At 29.4% G+C, this 19,987-nt stretch carries 18 protein-coding genes; 13 read left to right on the forward strand and 5 right to left on the reverse strand.

Annotation, left to right across the window (positions count from 1 at the left end):
* The first annotated feature begins 87 nt into the window (after nucleotides 1-87).
* The 13 genes from ACZ5SO_RS08770 to garR all read left to right on the forward strand — a co-directional run bounded on the left by ACZ5SO_RS08770 (nucleotide 88) and on the right by garR (nucleotide 14,592).
* Nucleotides 88-1,371 carry an ABC transporter substrate-binding protein gene (locus ACZ5SO_RS08770; RefSeq protein WP_464624063.1) on the forward strand — a complete coding sequence of 428 codons (1,284 nt, stop codon included), beginning with the start codon at nucleotides 88-90 and terminating at the stop codon, nucleotides 1,369-1,371.
* 78 nt (nucleotides 1,372-1,449) lie between these two features.
* Nucleotides 1,450-2,355, forward strand: a complete 906-nt coding sequence (locus ACZ5SO_RS08775; RefSeq protein ID WP_464624064.1) for a carbohydrate ABC transporter permease — start codon at nucleotides 1,450-1,452, stop codon at nucleotides 2,353-2,355.
* A 2-nt stretch (nucleotides 2,356-2,357) separates the two neighbouring features.
* Entirely contained in the window at nucleotides 2,358-3,182 is an 825-nt protein-coding gene (locus ACZ5SO_RS08780) for a carbohydrate ABC transporter permease (RefSeq protein WP_464624065.1), read from the forward strand.
* A gap of 6 nt (nucleotides 3,183-3,188) precedes the next feature.
* Complete coding sequence (locus ACZ5SO_RS08785) at nucleotides 3,189-3,941, forward strand: response regulator transcription factor (RefSeq protein WP_464624066.1); 753 nt, start codon at nucleotides 3,189-3,191, stop codon at nucleotides 3,939-3,941.
* On the forward strand, nucleotides 3,938-5,554 hold the full coding sequence (locus ACZ5SO_RS08790; RefSeq protein ID WP_464624067.1) for a sensor histidine kinase: 1,617 nt from the start codon (nucleotides 3,938-3,940) through the stop codon (nucleotides 5,552-5,554). The genes ACZ5SO_RS08785 and ACZ5SO_RS08790 overlap by 4 nt, the downstream gene beginning before the upstream one ends.
* 96 nt (nucleotides 5,555-5,650) lie before the next feature.
* Nucleotides 5,651-6,811: a Gfo/Idh/MocA family protein gene (locus tag ACZ5SO_RS08795; protein ID WP_464624068.1), complete on the forward strand. Its 1,161-nt coding sequence runs from the start codon at nucleotides 5,651-5,653 to the stop codon at nucleotides 6,809-6,811.
* 11 nt (nucleotides 6,812-6,822) lie between these two features.
* Nucleotides 6,823-7,911, forward strand: a complete 1,089-nt coding sequence (locus tag ACZ5SO_RS08800; protein WP_464624069.1) for a Gfo/Idh/MocA family protein — start codon at nucleotides 6,823-6,825, stop codon at nucleotides 7,909-7,911.
* Nucleotides 7,908-8,975 carry a Gfo/Idh/MocA family protein gene (locus ACZ5SO_RS08805; protein WP_464624070.1) on the forward strand — a complete coding sequence of 356 codons (1,068 nt, stop codon included), beginning with the start codon at nucleotides 7,908-7,910 and terminating at the stop codon, nucleotides 8,973-8,975. The genes ACZ5SO_RS08800 and ACZ5SO_RS08805 overlap by 4 nt, the downstream gene beginning before the upstream one ends.
* A gap of 30 nt (nucleotides 8,976-9,005) precedes the next feature.
* On the forward strand, nucleotides 9,006-11,108 hold the full coding sequence (locus ACZ5SO_RS08810; protein WP_464624071.1) for a glycoside hydrolase family 3 C-terminal domain-containing protein: 2,103 nt from the start codon (nucleotides 9,006-9,008) through the stop codon (nucleotides 11,106-11,108).
* Nucleotides 11,109-11,145: 37 nt separating this feature from the next.
* Nucleotides 11,146-11,901, forward strand: a complete 756-nt coding sequence (locus tag ACZ5SO_RS08815; protein ID WP_464624072.1) for an SDR family NAD(P)-dependent oxidoreductase — start codon at nucleotides 11,146-11,148, stop codon at nucleotides 11,899-11,901.
* Nucleotides 11,902-11,919: 18 nt separating this feature from the next.
* Nucleotides 11,920-12,762 carry a transketolase gene (locus tag ACZ5SO_RS08820; protein WP_464624073.1) on the forward strand — a complete coding sequence of 281 codons (843 nt, stop codon included), beginning with the start codon at nucleotides 11,920-11,922 and terminating at the stop codon, nucleotides 12,760-12,762.
* A 4-nt stretch (nucleotides 12,763-12,766) separates the two neighbouring features.
* The gene (locus ACZ5SO_RS08825; RefSeq protein ID WP_464624074.1) at nucleotides 12,767-13,696 is read left to right on the forward strand and encodes a transketolase family protein; all 930 of its coding nucleotides are present in this window, start codon (nucleotides 12,767-12,769) and stop codon (nucleotides 13,694-13,696) included.
* An 11-nt stretch (nucleotides 13,697-13,707) separates the two neighbouring features.
* A complete protein-coding gene (garR, locus tag ACZ5SO_RS08830) occupies nucleotides 13,708-14,592 on the forward strand; it encodes a 2-hydroxy-3-oxopropionate reductase (RefSeq protein ID WP_464624075.1) in 885 nt (294 codons plus the stop codon).
* Between the two features lie 160 nt (nucleotides 14,593-14,752).
* Here the strand turns inward: garR and ACZ5SO_RS08835 are convergent, their stop codons facing one another.
* From ACZ5SO_RS08835 to ACZ5SO_RS08855, 5 genes are all read right to left on the reverse strand, one after another.
* Nucleotides 14,753-16,396 (reverse strand): MutS-related protein, encoded by a 1,644-nt coding sequence (locus ACZ5SO_RS08835; protein WP_464624076.1) that lies wholly within the window; start codon nucleotides 16,394-16,396, stop codon nucleotides 14,753-14,755.
* Nucleotides 16,397-16,485: 89 nt separating this feature from the next.
* Nucleotides 16,486-18,072, reverse strand: a complete 1,587-nt coding sequence (locus tag ACZ5SO_RS08840; protein ID WP_464624077.1) for a recombinase family protein — start codon at nucleotides 18,070-18,072, stop codon at nucleotides 16,486-16,488.
* Nucleotides 17,975-19,345, reverse strand: a complete 1,371-nt coding sequence (locus ACZ5SO_RS08845; RefSeq protein WP_464624078.1) for a recombinase family protein — start codon at nucleotides 19,343-19,345, stop codon at nucleotides 17,975-17,977. Before ACZ5SO_RS08845 ends, ACZ5SO_RS08840 begins: the two co-directional genes overlap by 98 nt.
* Nucleotides 19,346-19,412: 67 nt before the next feature.
* On the reverse strand, nucleotides 19,413-19,565 hold the full coding sequence (locus tag ACZ5SO_RS08850; RefSeq protein ID WP_464624079.1) for an SHOCT domain-containing protein: 153 nt from the start codon (nucleotides 19,563-19,565) through the stop codon (nucleotides 19,413-19,415).
* 1 nt (nucleotide 19,566) lies between these two features.
* On the reverse strand, nucleotides 19,567-19,959 hold the full coding sequence (locus tag ACZ5SO_RS08855; protein ID WP_464624080.1) for a sigma factor-like helix-turn-helix DNA-binding protein: 393 nt from the start codon (nucleotides 19,957-19,959) through the stop codon (nucleotides 19,567-19,569).
* Between the last annotated feature and the right edge of the window lie 28 nt (nucleotides 19,960-19,987).

The raw sequence follows: 19,987 nt of genomic DNA on the forward strand, positions 1-19,987 counted from the left end.
TGTTATAGATTGTACATTTTTTTCTATAAATTAAACATTGTAAACCCAAAATCTTATCTTATACTTAAACTAAAAGGAGGTTTCTATATGAAACGAATAACAATTTTTATTTCAATTCTATTAATTTCTTTAACGGGATTATTTGCTAATGGCTCTACTGAGCAAAAAACAGATAATGAACCAATTACAATTAAATATGCTTTTTGGGGAAATCCAGAAGCAATTGGTGTAGAACAAGATATAATTGATGCTTTTGAAGTTAAACATCCTAATATTAAAATTGAAACAATAGTTTCTCCACATAATGATTATCATGCAAAAATACTTACTATGATAGCAGGAGGAATGGCTCCAGATGTTATGAGAATTAATTCATACAATTTCCAAGATTTTACAAGCCTGGGAACAATTGAAAATTTAGATCCTTATATAACAAAAGATAATTTTGATTTATCTATTTATCCTGTAGCCTCTATTGATGAAGCAACTGTTGATGGTCATGTATCTGCATTGCCATGGGGTACTGCTCCAATGTACATCGCATTAAATATTGATGCTTTTGAAAAGGCAGGAATTCCAATGCCTTCATATGATTGGACTATGGATGAATTCTTCAATATAATAAAAGAATTCAACGGACAAGAAACAGGAACATATGGCTTTGCTGCAGATAATGGACAATTAACATCCTATTTCCCATTTATTTGGGCAGAAGGAGGAAATTTATTTAGTGATGATTTAAATACATACACATTAAATAATCCAGAAGCTTACAAAACAATTCAACAACTAGCTAATTTATATCAACAAGGATACATGCCTAAAGATTCAATTACAAGTGATACAGAAGTCTTTACTCGTTGGTTTGTTAATGGTTCTTTAGCTATGATGGGCGCATCATCAATGCAAGTATTAACATTCCAAAAAATTGGTGGTGTAAGATTTGAAGTTTATCCCCTACCAGGTGGTTCAGTTGTAAAAAATACTACAGTTTATAAGAGTAATGAAATTTGTATGGCTAAAGATTCTAAACATAAAGACGCTGCATGGGAATTTATGAAATTCTTACGTGGAAATGAAGGAGAAAAATTCTATGTTAACTCAAAAAGAGTTCCTCCTATGTTAACTAATGATAATACATTATGGCCTTCATATGTTCAGGCTGATGTCTACCCATTAAAAATAGAAGAAGTTACAAATCTCATCGCAAAAAAATATGGACATAAATTACCATTAAGAAAAGGTTATGCAGAAGCAAATTCTTTAGTTATGCCTGTAATTCAAAAGATTATGATGGGCGATGTAAGTGCAAAAGAAGGTTTTGCAAGTCTTTCTACTAAAATGACAGAATTGATTCAAAGAAACAATTAAACTTTCAACAATAATTAATTTTATGCACCTATATAACCTAATTATAAAATATAGGTGCATATTTATGAGGTGAATCTTATGGCAACTAATGCATTACAAATAAATTTAAAAAAACGAAAAATGAAACCCGAATATGTCGCAGCATTATTATTTTTACTCCCTAATCTAATAGGATTTATAGTTTTTACAGTTTGGCCAATGTTGTATTCTTTTATTCTCGGTTTTATGAAATGGGGATTGCTAGATAAAAAAAGTTTTATTGGTCTACAAAATTATAAAAACATTTTTCATGATAGCATATTCTGGGTTTGCCTTAAAAATACGGCATTATATTCTTTTGTAAAAGTACCTATTAATTTATTATTATCATTATTATTAGCTATTTTATTGAATAAAGAACTACATGGTAGAAATTTTTTTAGAACTATCGCTTTCCTTCCTTCAGTCTGTTCATCGGTTTCTGTTGGTATATTATGGAGACCTTTATTAGAATCTTCCCAAAATGGATTAGTTAACCATCTCCTTGGTTTTTTAGGAATTGGACCAATTCCATTTTTATCCTCTGTATCATGGTCTATGTTTTCTGTAATTTTAGTAGGATTATGGAAAGAATTAGGATATTTTATGGTAATTTATCTAGCCGGATTACAAGGGATATCTAAAACCTATTATGAAGCAGCGGAAATTGATGGAGCAAATTCCTTTACAATATTCAAAAGTATAACTTTACCTTTAATTGCGCCAACAACATTTTTTGCTTTTGTAACATCTTTGATTGGATCTTTTCAAATCTTTGATTTAACATCAGTTTTAACAAAAGGAGGTCCAGCAAATAGTACAAATACTCTTGTAATGTATATTTATCAAAATGGATTTCAGAATTTTAGAATGGGCTATGCTTCATCTTTAGCTTTAATATTATTTTTAATAATTTTTATTATAACAATATTCCAGAAAAAAATGTCAGATAAAGGAGAAATATAAAAATGATAAATAGTAAAAAAGAAAGCAAGTTATGGTATATAGTTTTAGGAATAATATTTTTATTCTTTTTTATTCCTCTTTGGTGGATGATAATTACATCTTTTAAAGATTTTCACGAAGTATATACTAAACCATACGCTTTAACCTTTAGCTCAATCAATTTTAATAATTATAAAACGGTATTATCAATATTACCTTTTTTTACATATTTATTTAATACTGTAAGAATTTCTGTTTTTGTATGTTTTTTTACTTTATTAACATCTTCTATGGCTGGATATGCTTTTGCAAGATTAAAATTTCCATTTAGAGATCAATTATTTTATATATATTTAGCAACTCTAATGGTCCCACATCAAGTAGTATTAATACCAAACTTCTTATTATTCAGAGTTTTAGGACTTTTAGATAATCCGGCCTCTTTAATCTTGGCAAAAACCTTTACTGCATATGGGACATTTTTATTAAGACAATTCTTTTTAGGGATTCCAAAAGAACTTGAAGAAGCCGCCGTTATTGATGGATATGGATATTTTCAAAGATATTTAAAAATAATTTTACCTCTTGCTAAACCTGCATTAACAACACTATTCATAATAACTCTTTTATCTATATGGAATGAATATTTATATGCTTTAATATTCTTGCAATCTGAATCCCAAAGAACATTAACTTTAGGTCTAGCCTTATTAAAAGGTGATCTCGATGTAAAATGGAATGAAGTAATGGCTGCTACAATTTTTACAATTTCTCCAATAGTCGTGGTATACTTAAGTGCACAGAAATACTTTGTAAAAGGAATTGCTTTAAGTGGTTTAAAAGGATAATTATTAATGGATTTACTTATTGTGGAAGACGAACCTATAGCTCAAAAAAGATATTGTAACTATATAAAAGAATATGGTGGAGGATATAATATAATTGGATTAGCCTCAACTTATGATGAAGCAATAAACTGTTTTGAGACAAATAAACCTGATATAATTTTTACAGATATAATTATACCCGGAGGAACAGGATTGGATTTCTTGCAATATGCTAGAGAAAAAAGCTGGAGTGGCATTTTTGTTGTCATTTCTGGCTATGATAAATTTCATTATGCAAAAAAAGCAATACAACTTAAAGTCTTTGATTTTTTAGTAAAACCTGTTTTTAAAAATGACTTTTTTGAAGTCTTAGATAAAGTAAAACTAACTATCAAAGATATTCCTATAATAAAAAATAAATATTATAATGAAGATTTACCGTTACACATTAGAAAAGCTATGAAATATGTCGAGCATAATTATTCTCAAGAAATTAATTTATCTGATGTTGCAAACATAGCTGGGGTATCGGTAGCTTATTTATCATCTAATTTTTCTAAACAAATCAAAATAACTTTTGTTGATTTTGTTAAATATTATAGAGTTAAAATTGCATCTGATTTATTAAAAAATAAAGATTTATCTCTTGAAGAAATAGCTGACAAAGTTGGTTTTTGTGATGCTTCATATTTAAATAGATGCTTTAAAAAAGTTCTTGGAGTATCTCCAGGAAAATATAGATTGAATAAATATAAAATAACAAACAAAAAAAATTTATGAAAAAGAATACTTTTTATAAACTAATAATTTCACTTATAATATTTTTATTTGCAATAATTATAATAGTTTCAATATTTGCTAGAAATTATATATATGAGAATTTTACAATGAATGTAAAATCGATTCTTTCAAAATATTCATTATCTTTAAATCAAGAAATATTAAACCCAATAGATAATTCTACTAATCAATTTGTCACTTTCTTATCATCAAATAACTTATCATCAGAGGAAGTAGATAGATATATTACATATATGACAAAAAATCAAAAAACTCGCATAAGAGATATATATATCCAATATCAGAACAAAGAGGGTTCAAAAATTAACAGTAGTGCATATGGGCTTATAAAACCTATTAATGACTATCTCTCTAATATTGATATTAATAAAATTAAAAAAGCTCTAAATGATAAAACCCCTTTTAATTCAATTGTATTAGACTGTTATAGAGATGAATTGAACCTATCAACGATCTTACCAGTTTTTACAATAATAAAATCCTTAGAAGAAGAAAAATACAGTTATTGTATAGTTGAATATAATCTAACCCAAATGTTAATTGATATAAAAAACAATTTTAGTTTTGACTATGCACGGCAAAAAATTAACATGGATGTTTCTATCTATGACAACAAGGGGACTTTACTTGAAACTTCAAAAAACATTTATAAAAAGAATGAGAAAGTTTTGCAACACGATACTTCATTAAAAGAGTTTAGTGTATATAATGCTGATCTGGGAATTCTAACAAGAGAAAATAAGGATACACTTGAAATGTTATCACCTGATCACACAAGAGGCCTATCTCTAATAGTTAGTATTTCAAATAACAATATAATAAAAAGTGCAAAAACAACTAGTTATTTCATAATATTTATTGGTCTTACAAGTATTTTTATAATGCTTATTTCTTTATACATAATTAGAAAAATGTATATAGAGGATAGATTACATGAAAAATTAGAAATTGAATCTAAATTTGAGGCTTTACAGTCAAAAATGAATCCACATTTCTTATTTAATACTTTGGATATAATTGTATATTTTATTGAAAATAAGGAGTCTAAAAATGCATTAAATTGCATTAATGCCTTAGCCTACATGCTTAGATTTGATTTACGTGAAGATAAAAGAATAGTACCTTTATCTCATGTATTAAAGTATTTAAAATATTATATAAATATAATGAAAAAAAAATATGAACATTTATTTTCTTTTTCCTTAGATTTAAATGTAGAAGATATAGATTCTATTTATTTATTAAAATATTGTATTCAACCTATTATTGAAAACTGTTTTAAACATAATTTATATAAATCTAACAATTATATAAATATAAAAGTAGAGATCTTTGAAAATAACAATAGGATAATTATAAATATATCTGATGATGGTATAGGGATATCACAAGATAAATATAAAAAATTAATTACACAATTGAATACCCCTCAAGATAAAAAGCATTATAAATTTACAGGAAACCATATAGGACTAACTAACATTCAAAAAAGAATTCAATTATATTATGGCAAACACTACGGTATAACAATAAAGAAAAGAGACCAAGGGTTCTTTGTACAAATAACTTTACCTAAGACTTCTTCTGAATAATATATAAATCGTACAATTAAATATAAAAATCAACCATTGTACAATACCATTAATGTAATATTCTATTAGTGATTTAGATCACTAAAAGGAGTTATTATGAAAAAACTAGGTGTTGCAATTATTGGAACAGGTAACATATCACACAAACATTTAAATGGATATTTAAGTCAAAAAAAGAATTGTAAAGTAGTTGCCCTTTGTGACATATATACTTACAAATGTAAAATATTAGCTGATAAATGTAATCTTGATTTAAAAGATGTAACTATAACAAGTAACTATAAGACATTATTAAAAAGAGAAGATATTGATATCGTTTCTATATGCCTACCCCCTTCATTACATTGTGAAGTATCCTGTGAATTTTTATTGAATGGTAAAAATGTCCTTTGTGAAAAACCAATGGCTGCTAGCTTAGAAGAAGCTGATATTATGATAGAAGCAGAAAAAACAAGTGGTAAAACTTTAGGAATAATTTCACAAAATCGTTTTAAAAATTCTGCTATGAAATTAAAACAATTATTTGAAAGAAATGTTTTTGGAGAAATTTTATTAGCTAGAGTTAATTCAATGTGGTATAGAGGAAACAATTACTATAAATTATGGTGGCGCGGTACATGGGAACAAGAAGGTGGTGGATGCACTCTAAATCATAGTGTTCACCAAATTGATATGTTGCAATGGTATATGGGAACTCCAGAATATCTCAGTTCATTTTTTTCAAATTTAAACCATAACAATTCTGAAGTTGAGGATGCTTCCTTATCAATTTTAAAATATTCAAAAGCTTTAGCAGAAATTAATGTATCACTAACGGACATGAATGAAAAGCAAGAAATATTTTTCCAAACAGAAAAGGCTTCTATTTCTATTCCTTGGACAGTGCATTGTGTTAAACAGTTAGAAAATGGTTTCTTTGAACCTGATATAGAAACAGAAAAATATTTCCAAAAACTTTATGATGAAATCCCTGATTTAGAATTAGAAGGACATGATGGAGAAATTAAAAATTTTATTAATTCAATTTTAAACAAAGAAAAATTAATAGTAACATCTCTCGATGGTAAAAAAGCATTAGAATTAATTTATGCTATATATAAAAGTGCGACTGAAAAGAAAATAATAGAATTACCTATTAAAAAAAATGATATTTTTTATAAAAAAAATGAATTATTGGAAGCAGTTCCACGTTTTTATAAAAAAAGTGAAAGCGTAGAAAATTTATATTCTAAAGAAGAAATTTCTTTAGGCAAATAAAGGATTTAATTATGAATACTAAATCAAATAAACTAGGACAAAATTACACACCAACTGGGATTACTAAAAAAAATTGCAACAAAAATAAACAAGAATTTATAGTTGGAGCTTGTAGATTAGATCATGGTCATATTTATGGAATGTGTAAAGGGTTAAAAGAATTTGGTGCAAAAATTAAATATGTTTTTGATTACGACAAATCAAAAGTAAATGATTTCTTAAAAACATTTCCAGATGCTATTGTCATTTCAACGGTTGAAGAAATGATGAAAATAAAAGAAATTAATTTGATAGCAACCTCCGCTATTGCTAATGAACGATATCTAATTGGATTAAAGGCTTTAGATAATGGTAAAGACTTTTTTAGTGACAAAGCTCCTTTTACAACATTAGAACAAGTATCTTTAGCTAGAAAAAAAGTAAAAGAAACTGGGAAAAAATGGTTTGTTTATTATAGCGAAAGATTACACGTTGAATCAGCAATATTTGCCGGAGATTTAATTAAATCTGGTCGAATTGGAAATGTTGTAAGCATAAAAGGCTGGGGACCTCATCGATTAGCTGAAAAGACAAGACCAAACTGGTTTTTTAATAAAGAACAATATGGGGGTATATTAACTGACATAGGCTCTCACCAATTAGAACAAGTTCTATCATATGCAAATGCAAAAGATGCAAAATTACTATCATCAAGAGTTGGAAATTTAACACATCCTCAATATCCTGGATTAGAGGATTTTGGAGATGCCACCTATATTACAGATAATAATATTCCTTGCTATATATCTGTAGATTGGTTTACTCCTGACGGATTAACAACTTGGGGAGATGGAAGAATGTTTATCGTTGGAACAAAAGGTTATATTGAAATAAGAAAATATGTTGATATTGCTAATTCTACAAAGCCAAATCATATTTATGTAGTTGATGAAGAAAAAGAAGAACATTACGAAATTAACGGAATGGTAGGATTCCCTTTCTTTGGAGAATTAATACAAGATTGTTTAAATAGAACAGAAATTGCTATGACTCAAGAACATATTTTTAGATCAATTGAATTAGCTATTGAAGCTGAAAATAAGGCAATAATAATAAAATGAACTATGCATTAATAGGATGTGGCGTAATTTCTTCATATCATATACAAGCTGCAATATTTAATAATTTAAATATAATTGCAATATGTGATATTGATACAAATAAAGCTCTAGCCTTAAAAGAAAAATATAATTTAAATAAAACTATAATTTTTAAAGATTATAGAGATTTAATTAACAATAAAATAAATTTAGATTTTGTAGCTATAGCAGTTGATAATGGAGAACATTATAAACTATGTAAGTTTTTTTTAGAGCATAAATTAAATGTTCTATTAGAAAAACCTATTGCAATGGATATTAAACAAGCTCAAGAATTATTAAATATAGCTAAAAAAAATTCTTTATTACTGGGAATTTGTTTTCAAAATAGATTTAATGATTCATCGCAATTAATAAAAAAAATTCTAATAGAAAATAAACTAGGTAAAATTTCTCACATTTCAATTTCAGTCAGATGGTGTAGAGATAAAAAATATTATTTAAATAATTCATGGCATGGCTCTTGGAATGAAGATGGAGGAGCTTTATTAAGTCAATGTATACATGGGTTTGATTTAATTAATTGGTTTATTAATTCTGAAATAAAACAAGTTTCAGCTTTTTTATCAAACAGACTCCATCCTTATATTGAAATCGAAGATTTAGGAATTGGTATAGTAAAATATAAAAATGGTGTAATTGGAAAATTTGAAGGGACTACCAATACATATAAAAAGAATCTTGAAGAAACAATTACAATAATTGGAGAAAAAGGAACAATTAAACTTGGTGGACTAGCTGCTGAAAAAATTATTTATTGTGATCTTGATGATAAAAACATTGATGCATTTATCACTAATCAAAAACAATACAAAAATGTTTATGGTTTAGGACATAGAAAATTATATACCAATTATATCAATGCTGTCCTTGGTAAAGAAAAATTACTGGTGGATGGTTATGAAGGACTTAAAACTTTAGAAATGATTTTAGCTTTTCATAAAAGCAGTAAATCACAAGAAACAATTTCATTACCATTATATGAAGGAAAAATTACTGATTTTATTGAAGATTTTAAGAGTTAAAAAATTTTTTACATATTTTAAGGAAGAATTATGAGAAATAGAAAATGGGCAGAAGAAAAAGCTAAAAAGCTCGTGGGTCAAATGACTTTGGAAGAAAAAGCTTCACAACTAAGATACGACTCTCCTGCAATTAAAAGATTGAATATCCCTGAATATAATTGGTGGAATGAAGCTCTTCATGGAGTTGCCAGAGCTGGTGTAGCAACGGTCTTTCCACAAGCTATCGCACTTGCTGCAATGTTTGATGATGTTATGCTTAAAAAAATAGCTAATGTAATCGCAATCGAAGGAAGAGCAAAGTATAATGAATCACAAAAAAAAGGAGATAAAGATATTTACAAAGGACTAACTTTTTGGTCTCCAAATATTAATATTTTTAGGGACCCAAGATGGGGAAGAGGTCATGAAACCTACGGAGAAGATCCATATCTAACATCAAAATTAGGAGTAGCTTTTGTAAAGGGATTACAAGGGGAAGGAAAGTATCTAAAAGCAGCAGCTTGCGCAAAGCATTTTGCAGTACATAGTGGACCAGAAGCAAAAAGACATTACTTTAATGCAAAAATAAGTAAAAAGGATTTATGGGAAACTTATCTTCCAGCATTTGAAGCCTTGGTAAAAGAAGCAAATGTGGAAAGTGTAATGGGAGCTTATAATAGAACTAATGGAGAACCTTGTTGTGCAAACTTTTATCTTATGCAAATTGTATTAAGAGGACTTTGGAATTTTAAAGGACATTTTGTTTCAGATTGTTGGGCAATAAAAGATTTTCATGAAAACCATAAGGTTACAAAATCTCCTGAAGAATCAGTATCTTTGGCCCTAAAATCAGGTTGTGATTTAAATTGTGGATGTACCTATCAATATATTTTAAATGCCATAAAAAAAGGTCTAATTAAAGAAGAAAATATTGATATAGCAGCCACTAGATTATTCACGACTAGATACTTACTAGGGATGTTTGAGAAAACACCCTATGATTCAATTAGCTATACAGAAATAGAAAGCAAAGAACATATAAAGTTATCAATAAATGCAGCAAGAAAATCTATAGTATTACTAAAAAATGATGGGATTCTGCCATTAGATAAAAATAAATTAAAAAGTATAGCTGTAATAGGACCTAATGCAAATAGCAGATTAGCTTTAATAGGAAATTATCATGGGACTTCTTCTAGATATATAACAGTCTTAGAAGGAATTCAAGATGAACTCAAAAATGATGATATTAAAATTAACTATAGTAAAGGTTGTCATATTTATGAAAAAAAAGAAGAAAAATTAGCATACGATAATGATAGAATTTCAGAAGCATTATGTGTAGCAGAAAATAGTGAAATAGTTATCTTATGTTTGGGACTAGATGAAACAATTGAAGGAGAACAACCAGATATAGGGAATGCATATGCAGCAGGCGATAAACTTGATTTAAAACTCCCAGGAAATCAAAATCAATTATTAGAAAAAATTATTAAAATTAATAAACCTACAATAGTAATCTTGATGAGCGGAAGTGCCATTGATCTATGTTATGCAGATAAAAAAGCATCAGGAATTATTCAAGCTTGGTATCCTGGAGCAAGAGGAGGAAAGGCTGTAGCAGATATTTTATTTGGCAACACCTCCCCTTCTGGCAAATTACCTGTAACATTTTATAAAAGTTTAGAGAAATTAAGTCCATTTGAAGATTACAATATGAAAGGAAAAACCTATAGATTTCTTGAAGATAATAAAAATGTATTATATCCATTTGGATATGGCTTAAATTATGGAAAAGCAGAAATACTCAATATAAAACTTGAAGAATATTCTGAAACATTTGAAGTCAAAGTTTTAATACAAAATTTAGGTGAAAAAGAAATAGAAGAAGTTTTACAAGTCTATATAAAAGATTTTAATCCATTAGCAACAAAAAATGCCAGTCTATGTGGATTTAAAAGAATAAAAATAAAAGACAAAACTGAAGCTAAATTATTGATAAATAAAAAATGTTTAGAAAGCGTAGATGATGAAGGTAATAAAAAAATTAGAGGTAAAAAATATAAATTTTATATTGGTTTTTCACAACCTGATGAAAGAAGTATAGAGCTTATGAATAAAAAACCTATTGAACTTGAATATATTTTTAAATAAGCAAAATTTACAAATTAATTGGAGGAATAATAAATTTATGAATGTTAAAAATAAAGTTTTTTTAATTACTGGTGGTGCCGGTGGATTAGGTTCATTTATGAGCATTAAATTAGTTAATGCTGGTGCAATAGTCTATGTTCTTGATTTAGATAAAGAGAAAGGAACTGCTCTTATAAATGAAAATAAAGATAAAAATAAAAATAGTTTGCACTTTATATGCATGGATTTAACTAGTGAAGATAGTTGGCAAAAAGCTGTTAATGAAGTAATAGAGAAAGAAAATAAAATTGATGTTTTAGTTAATAACGCAGGAATAAACATAAGAAAAGATATAGAAGATATTAGCTTAAGTGAATGGAAATTAATGATGGATGTTAATGTCGGATCAGTTTTTTTAGGTACAAAGTTTGTTTTGCCTATAATGAAAAAACAAAAAGGTGGTTCAATTATTAACATGTCTTCTGTATGTGGCCTTATTGGTCATAAATTCACTCCTGAAGCATATACGACAACAAAAGGTGCTGTAACTTTATTAACGAAATCTATTGCATCTAGATATGCAAAATTTGGAATTAGATGTAATTCAATACATCCAAGTACAGTAAATACGCCTTTTATTGATGAACTTTTCAAAGACCCTGAGAAAAAAGCTCAACGCTATGGAGAAGTCCCTTTAGGTAGGTTGTGTTCTAAAGAAGATGTCGCAAATGCAGTTTTCTATTTGGCTAGTGAAGAAGCTTCCTTTATTAATGGATTAGCTCTTTGTGTCGATGGTGGAGTAACTTGTTATTAATAATTAAGGAGAATCGTGATGAATTTAGATGAGAAAGAAAAATATTTAAAAAAAATGGCAATACAAATTCGTGCAAATATCATTGAAATGATACCCCCTGGTAAGGTTGGTCACCTTGGAGGTAGTTCATCAATTGCAGATGTTTTATCAGTTTTGTATTTTGAAAGGATGAAAAATTTAGATCCAAAAAATCCAAAAGATCCAAACAGAGATCGTCTTATATTTTCTAAGGGACATGCTGTTTTAGCACAATATGCAGCCTTAGTTGAATTGGGATATTTTGATAGAGAGGAATTACATAAGGTAAAAACTCTTAATGGAACTCTTCAAGGTCATCCGGATATAGATAAAACACCAGGTCTTGAAGCTGTAACAGGTTCCTTAGGTCAAGGCTTAAGTATATCTGGTGGTATGGCTATGGCATTGAAATTAGATAAGAGTGATTCAAAAGTATTCTGTGTTTGTGGAGATGGAGAATTATCAGAGGGACAAATTTGGGAAGCTGCAATGAGCTGTGCAAATTATAAATTGGATAATTTATGTTTATTTGTTGATAAAAATTCTGTACAAGCTTCAGGTACAACAAAAGAAGTTTTTCCAATTGAAAGAATTGCTGATAAATTTGAAGCTTTTGGTTGGAATGTTATAGAAATTGATGGACATTCAATTAAAGAAATTAGAGAAGCTATTAAAAAAGCCGATAATACTAAAGGCCTTCCAACAGTGATTGTTGCAAAAACAATTAAAGCTAAAGGTTTCCCTTTTGCGGAAGGTAAGTGTCAATATCATAATGCAGCATTAACAGAAGAAGAATATCAAGAAAGTTTAAAATGTATTGAAAGAATGAGAGAGGAGATATAAAACAATGAAAACATCAAGTCTTAGAAAAGCTTATGGTGAAGCTTTAGTAGAAATTGGAAATTGTGAAAAAGTAGTTGCTTTAGAAGCTGATCTAGGAAAATCTACTATGAGTGTATATTTTCAAAATGAATATCCTGAAAGATATTTTCAGATGGGAATAGCAGAACAAAACATGATTTCTACTGCAGCAGGTTTGTCCTTAGCTGGAAAAATTCCTTTTGCAAGTTCTTTTGCTGTCTTTTCATCAGGAAGGCCTTATGATCAAATAAGATCTTCAATAGCTATTCCTAATTTAAATGTAATGATATGTGGCTCTTCTGCTGGTTTGTCTGATTTTGGAGATGGGAAAACGCACCAATCAATTGATGATATTGGCATAATGAGAGTACTCCCTCATATGAGTGTTTTATGTCCTGTTGATGCAATTGAGACAAAGCAGATGGTTCATGCAATGTTAAATCATAAAGGTCCAGTTTATTTGAGAGTTTGTAGAGCTGAGCTTCCTGAGTTAACAGATCCTAATAAGCCTTATATCTTTGGTCAGATGACAAAAATGAAAGAAGGTAAAGATGTTGTTATATTTGCATGTGGAACTATGGTTTCTCAAAGTTTAAAAGCTGCAACAATTTTGGAAGAAAAAGGAATTAGTACAAGGGTTGTTAATTTATCCTCTATAAAACCTTTAAATTTAGAACAATTAAAAGAAAATATAAAAGGTGTGAAAGCCATAATTACTGCAGAAGAACATAATGTTTTTTGTGGAATGGGAAGTGCAGTTGCTGAAGCTTTATGTGATTGTCCTTTACCTATAGGTATGGTTGCAATAAATGATAGCTATGGTACTAGTGCCAAAAAATATGAAGAATTGCTTGAAAAATATCATTTGACTGAAAATGATATTGTCGAAAAAGTATTAAAAATTTTAAATAAATAGGAGAAATAATTATGAAAATTGGATTTGTTGGTTTAGGAATTATGGGTAAACCAATGGTTAAAAATTTATTAAAAGCAGGTCATGAAGTTATTGTATTTGATATAATTGAAGAAAATATTGTTGAAGTAGAGAAAGCTGGTGCAATTAGAGGAAAAAGTGCAGCAGATATTGCCTCTCAAGTACCCTTACTAATAACAATGCTCCCAAACTCTCCTCATGTTAAGGCTGTTGTTTTGGGTGAAAAAGGTGTATTAGAAGGTGCTGTATCTGGTTTAAAATATGTCGATATGTCTTCAATAGCTCCTTTGGCTAGTCAAGAAATAGGAAGAGCCTGTGCAAAAAAAGGTGTTAGAATGTTAGATGCTCCAGTTTCTGGTGGAGAACCAAAAGCTATTGATGGCACTATGTCAATTATGTGTGGAGGAGAAAAAGCTTTATTTGATGAAGTAAAACCTATATTAGATATTCTTGGAGGATCTGCTGTTTTGTGTGGAGCTATAGGTGCTGGTAATACAACTAAGCTTGCTAATCAAATTATTGTAGCAGGAAACATTGCTGTTTTAGCAGAAGCTATGACCTTAGCAAAGAAGGCTGGTGTAGATCCTCAAACTGTTTTTGAAGCAATCAGAGGAGGGCTGGCCGGCTCGACTGTAATGAATGCAAAAGCTCCAATGATGATAGAATCAAATTTCAACCCAGGCTTTAAAATTGATTTACATATAAAAGATTTAGCAAATGCAATTTCTACAGCTCATGAAATTGGAAGTCCAGTGCCTATTTCTGTTCAAGTACAAGAAATGTTCGAGAATTTACATTTTGATGGAAAAGGTCAACACGATCATAGTGGTTTAGCTGAGTATTATGAAAGAATCTCAGGAATAAAAATAGGCAAATAACATATTGTTAGTTTTTATTTTGGACTTGCTATTTAACTTATAGCAAGTCCTTCAATTTATAAAAAAACTAAAAAACAATGAAAAAAAATAAATTTAAATACTTTTTCATTTGTAAAAATTTTATCATAGAAGACAACGCTATCTAGGACTTACAGAGTTTTTACATACTTTTACACAACATTGCTCTTGCATCAATTACGACCTGCTCATCGAAACCCATATATTCCAAAAGACGAATTGCATTTCTTGTCTTTGCTGGTCCTTTCTTCAACAGATAGTCAAAGACAACTTCTTCTTTTTCAAAATGTTCACTGAAATGGTAGTTATCATATATTTCATCCAATATTTCTGTCAATTCTATATCATGCGATGCAACAAGGCACATACTCTGTGTTTTATGCAGAACTCGTAACACCGCAGTCGAAGCAGCAATACGTTCAGGGGTATTTGTTCCACGTAAGATTTCATCAATAAAGCAGACACACCTTTGCTTCTTGCATTCATCCATAATTCTTCGAAGGGAACGAATTTCTGCCATGAAATAGCTCTCACCAATTTCAATGTTGTCACGTAAAGCCATGGATGAAATTACAAATGCCCGTCCGAGTGAATATTTCTTGGCACAACATATGAATAATGATTGGGCAAGAATGTGATTAACAGCAATCATCTTGATGAATGTTGACTTTCCTGAGGCATTTGAACCAGTTAGGATACTGTCATTTTTAAGCACAACAGAATTTGGAACCGGATTACTCACCAACGGATGATAGCCCCTTTCTATTACGATGAAATTCTCTTCATCAAAATGGGGTTTGCAATACCAAGGGATACTCGCACAAAAAGACGCTGAACTTACTGCCATATCAAGTTCTCCGATAATCTTATACAGCATTTGAAGTTCTTGGTTATGCGCAATCATCAAACCCACAGTGCGATTGTAGCGAATCAAATCCATGAGAAACACTGCTTTTAATACTAAAAATGGGACCTCAACTTCAGCAGCAAAAGGGTTCATGCTACCCGGGAGAACTCCACGCATGTGCCTATATGGAGCAAGTGATATTTCAAGATCATCCCCGAGGGTACCACTCCCACCCATTTCATTCAATCGACTTGCAAATTCACGATGAATCATCTTCGCTCCATGTACCAATGAAGAAAAATAACGAAGACTCTCAAGCTCACTTTCCAAAGAGCTTGTTTTATTCACCGATACAAGGATATTAAGACACACGCTACATATCAGAAATCCCATGCTTATTTGTATTGATAGTGGTAATAATGCACATGCCACTAATGGTAACATTGCCAATACCACATATATCCAATCATTTCCCAACCGCTTGGTAAAAGGATTAAAAATGAATGCACCAAGTCCGTTTCCCGGTCGTTTACCAATACCAACGAGAATTTTCTGAAGACGTAATCGTGAAACTTCATCTGAGGAAAGCCATTCTTTGAGTAAATATCGGGACTCCAGAGTACTTTGTGGTGTGTGGACATCATGCAAAACATGATACAAATACTCATCACCTATAGAACAGTGACATGCGTTGATCCTATGATATACAGAATCCATTGAGAGATCACTCCAAGTTGTAGAATCCAGAAATGAAGCTTCCTCGTCTGCTTGTATGGCTTGAACGTGATATGAGCTCACGCGTTTCATATCGTGCTCTTCATCTGGAATACGACCGAAAGTTTCCTTTAAATTACGGACAGAGGCAATATGTGCTTTCCTTATCAACAACAATACAACTGCCATGACACAAAAAATCCCCACAGATATCAAAGCAAACATAATTAATCCTTCCTTTTATATAAAATTAACTAAATAAAAGAGTATTAGTCAACTGAAAAGAGTTCTCTCTTCAATTTGCAATGACAAAATTAATAAACATCAACAACAACTATTTCACCATTCTTTAAGTGAACTTTTATCTCTTTTTTAGAAAAGACTTCAACTATATCAACAATGGATATGAACAACTTGGGAGAAAACTCTGTTATTAAATCATCCTGAGTTTTGATAGTTTCTAGAAATCTATCAATCTGTATTTTCCTTGAATACTTATCAGCTAGAATAGCTTGTGTCTTTTCAAGTATCTCTTGAATTGCAAAATACTTTGCTGATAGATTATTATATTCTTCATTAAATTCATCAGGGTTATTAATAATAGTAGAATTGCCTTCAACTAGTTGTTCAATTTGCTTTGATATTTTATTTAATTCTTTTGATTGTTCAGCTTCTTTAATCTTAATCTTTTTAGTATCTAATACTTTGTTTAGAATTAATTGACAATTCTCTATTATCTCATCTTTTTCAACTATTATTTTATTAATTGCTTCTAATACTGCTTTGTATATTTCATCTTCACTCAGATGAACATTGTCACATTTCTCTTTTCCTCGGTATTTATCATTACATTGCCAAACAACTCTTCTATATTTATCAGTGGAATGCCAAATCTTCCTACCAAATAAAGCACCACAATTACCACAAACAATTCTATTTGAAAACAAATTAACACTGGTACTTCGATTGGGATAAGCAGCCCTTTTTTCAAATTCGTCTTGTACTAAATCAAATTTCGCTTGGGAAATAATAGCTGGGTGACTATTTTCAACATAGTACTTTGTAATCTCTCCATTATTTTTCAGTCTCTTTTTTGATAAGAAATCAACTGAATAAGTTTTTTGAAGAATAGCATTACCAGTATATTTTTCATTCTGTAGCATGCTTTTTATGGTAGACCCATACCATTTTACATCCCCTCTAACATTTGGAACTTCTTTTGTTTCTAATTCTTCTGCTATTGAATTAGGTGTTAATCCGTGTAAAAATCTAGAATAAATATATTTAACTATTTTAGCTTCTCTTTCGTTAATTACTATATTGCCCGCTTTATCTTTTTCATATCCAAGGAAATTTTTATAAGACATTTTAACTTTGCCCTCTTCAAATCTCTTTCTAATACCCCAGGTACAGTTCTCTGAAAGGGATCGAGATTCTTCTTGGGCAAGGGATGACATTATAGTAATTAGTAACTCTCCTTTACTATCAAGAGTCCAGATATTTTCTTTTTCAAAATAGATTTCAATTCCCTTCTCTTTTAATTTTCTAACTGTTGTTAAACTATCTACAGTGTTTCTAGCAAACCTACTAACACTTTTTGTAATTATTAAATCAATTTTACCATCAAGTGCATCACTAACCATTGATTTAAAACCTTCTCTCTTTTTAGTACTAGTTCCTGATATTCCTTCATCAGTATAAACCTTTACAAAATTCCAATCTGCTTTACTATTTATATATTTAGTATAGTAATTTACCTGTGTTTCATAACTTGATAATTGTTCTTTATTATCTGTTGAAACTCTAGCATATCCTGCGACATTCTTCTTCTTTATCTGAGATAAAGGAGTTTTCGAATATTGTCCTAGTGTTGCTGGTATCTTTTTTACTTTCCTTGTCATATTTTTTTATCCTTGTCTTATGATTTTTCTTTGTTTGCCATGTTTTCTTTACAATTTGACCATCTTTAAAATAAAAAAAGAGTTCATATTCCCCTACTGTTATTTTTTCAATAAGGGTATTAAATAAATCTTCATCTAAAACTTCTCTATTTATAACTTCAGCTGAAAGCTGATGAAGGACTTTATCAGGAACATTACAAGAAGGACAAACATTAGCAGTTTTAGTTATTTTCGTTCCACATATCCATCTTGTGTATTTACAAATCTTTCCAGCACTACTCTTATTGCTATTACTTCTCTTTCTATAAGTCTTTCCACAAATAGAGCAATATAACTTAGATGTAAAGCAACTAAAGTTCAATGATTGGTTTGCTTTATAACCTAAAGCTTTTCTTCTCTCTATTTCTTCTTGGACTTTATTAAATAATTCTTTTTCAATAATCACTGGATGAGTTCCTGCTACATAATATTTTGGTAGTTCACCTTTATTTATTTTTTTCTTATGAGTTAAATGATTTTCTCTAAAAGTCTTTTGAAAAACAGAGTCCCCTGTATAATTAATTTGTCTTAGTATTAGCCATACACTTTCATAACAAAAAGAATCCTTTCTAAAAGGTTTTAATCCCTTTGAATTTAACAGTTTAACTATTTGATGAGGGCTCATCCCTTCAATATAACTATTAAAAATCAGCTTTATTATATTAGCTTCATCTTCAACAATTTCATATTTATTACCATCCCATCTATAGCCATAAATATAGTTAAATTTACAAATTCCTTGTTCAAATCTTTTTCTAATAGACCATTTAGTATTTTCACTTATACTTCTAGATTCTTCTTGAGCAAAAGATGCTAGAAGGGATAAAAACAATTCACCATCTTGTGAAATTGTATTAATATTCTCTCTTTCGAAATAAACATTAATTCCTTTCTCTTTTAAAGCTCTAACTGTATTTAATAAATCAACAGTATTTCGATTTAATCTTGATATTGATTTTGTAATAATCATATCAACATTTCCAAGTTCACATTGCCTTAATAATTCTTGAAATCCTGGTCTATTAACTTTTGTTCCAGTTATTCCTTCATCTGAATAAATACCTGCAAACTGCCAATCAGCTCTACTTCTTATTGTCTTGGTATAATAGTTTATTTGAGCAGCAAGGGAGTGCAAACTATCAAGATAATCAACTGAAACTCTAGCGTAAGCTGCAACTTTTCTCTTGTGTAGATATGAGGTATTTTTTGCTTCAATCTTAATTATTTTTTCCATAATCACCTCTCATTTGATACACTATTAATGCTCTATTATTCAAAGTAAATCAAGTCAATATAAAGAATTAGCTTTGTATCATTGGCTTGTATTTTTTAATTAAAAGTTTATTTGCTTGATCATATTCAGCTTTTTTTATCAGCTTATTTTCTTTTAAATTATCTAATAAATATAAAGATGAGTTGTATTTTTTTTGATTACTAAAATTCTTACTGTCCATATTATTTCTCCTTAAATCTAGCTTTGATATAGCACTCGTGAGAGCAATATTTCCTGGTAGTCTTACCATAAACTTTAAATTTTGTACCACAAGTTGGGCAAATAAATTCATTAAATGTTTTATTTGTTTTTTTTCGATGTTTATTCCACCATTGATAACGACAACTATCAGAGCAAAACTTCTTAGTTTTTTTACCTTTTAATTGAATTAAAGGCTCCCCACAATTTAAACAATATGTTTTATTATCTTCACATTTATCAGACTTTTTGAGATTATGATATTTACAATATGATTTAACAGTATTTACCGAGACATTTAATATTGAAGCTATTATTGCATAGCTTAAACCTTGTTCTCTCATTTGCTTAACTTTTTGTTTTTCATCTATTGTCATAATTCTCTCCATCTATTAATAAACGAAA

This window comes from Pleomorphochaeta naphthae, from assembly GCF_055396005.1.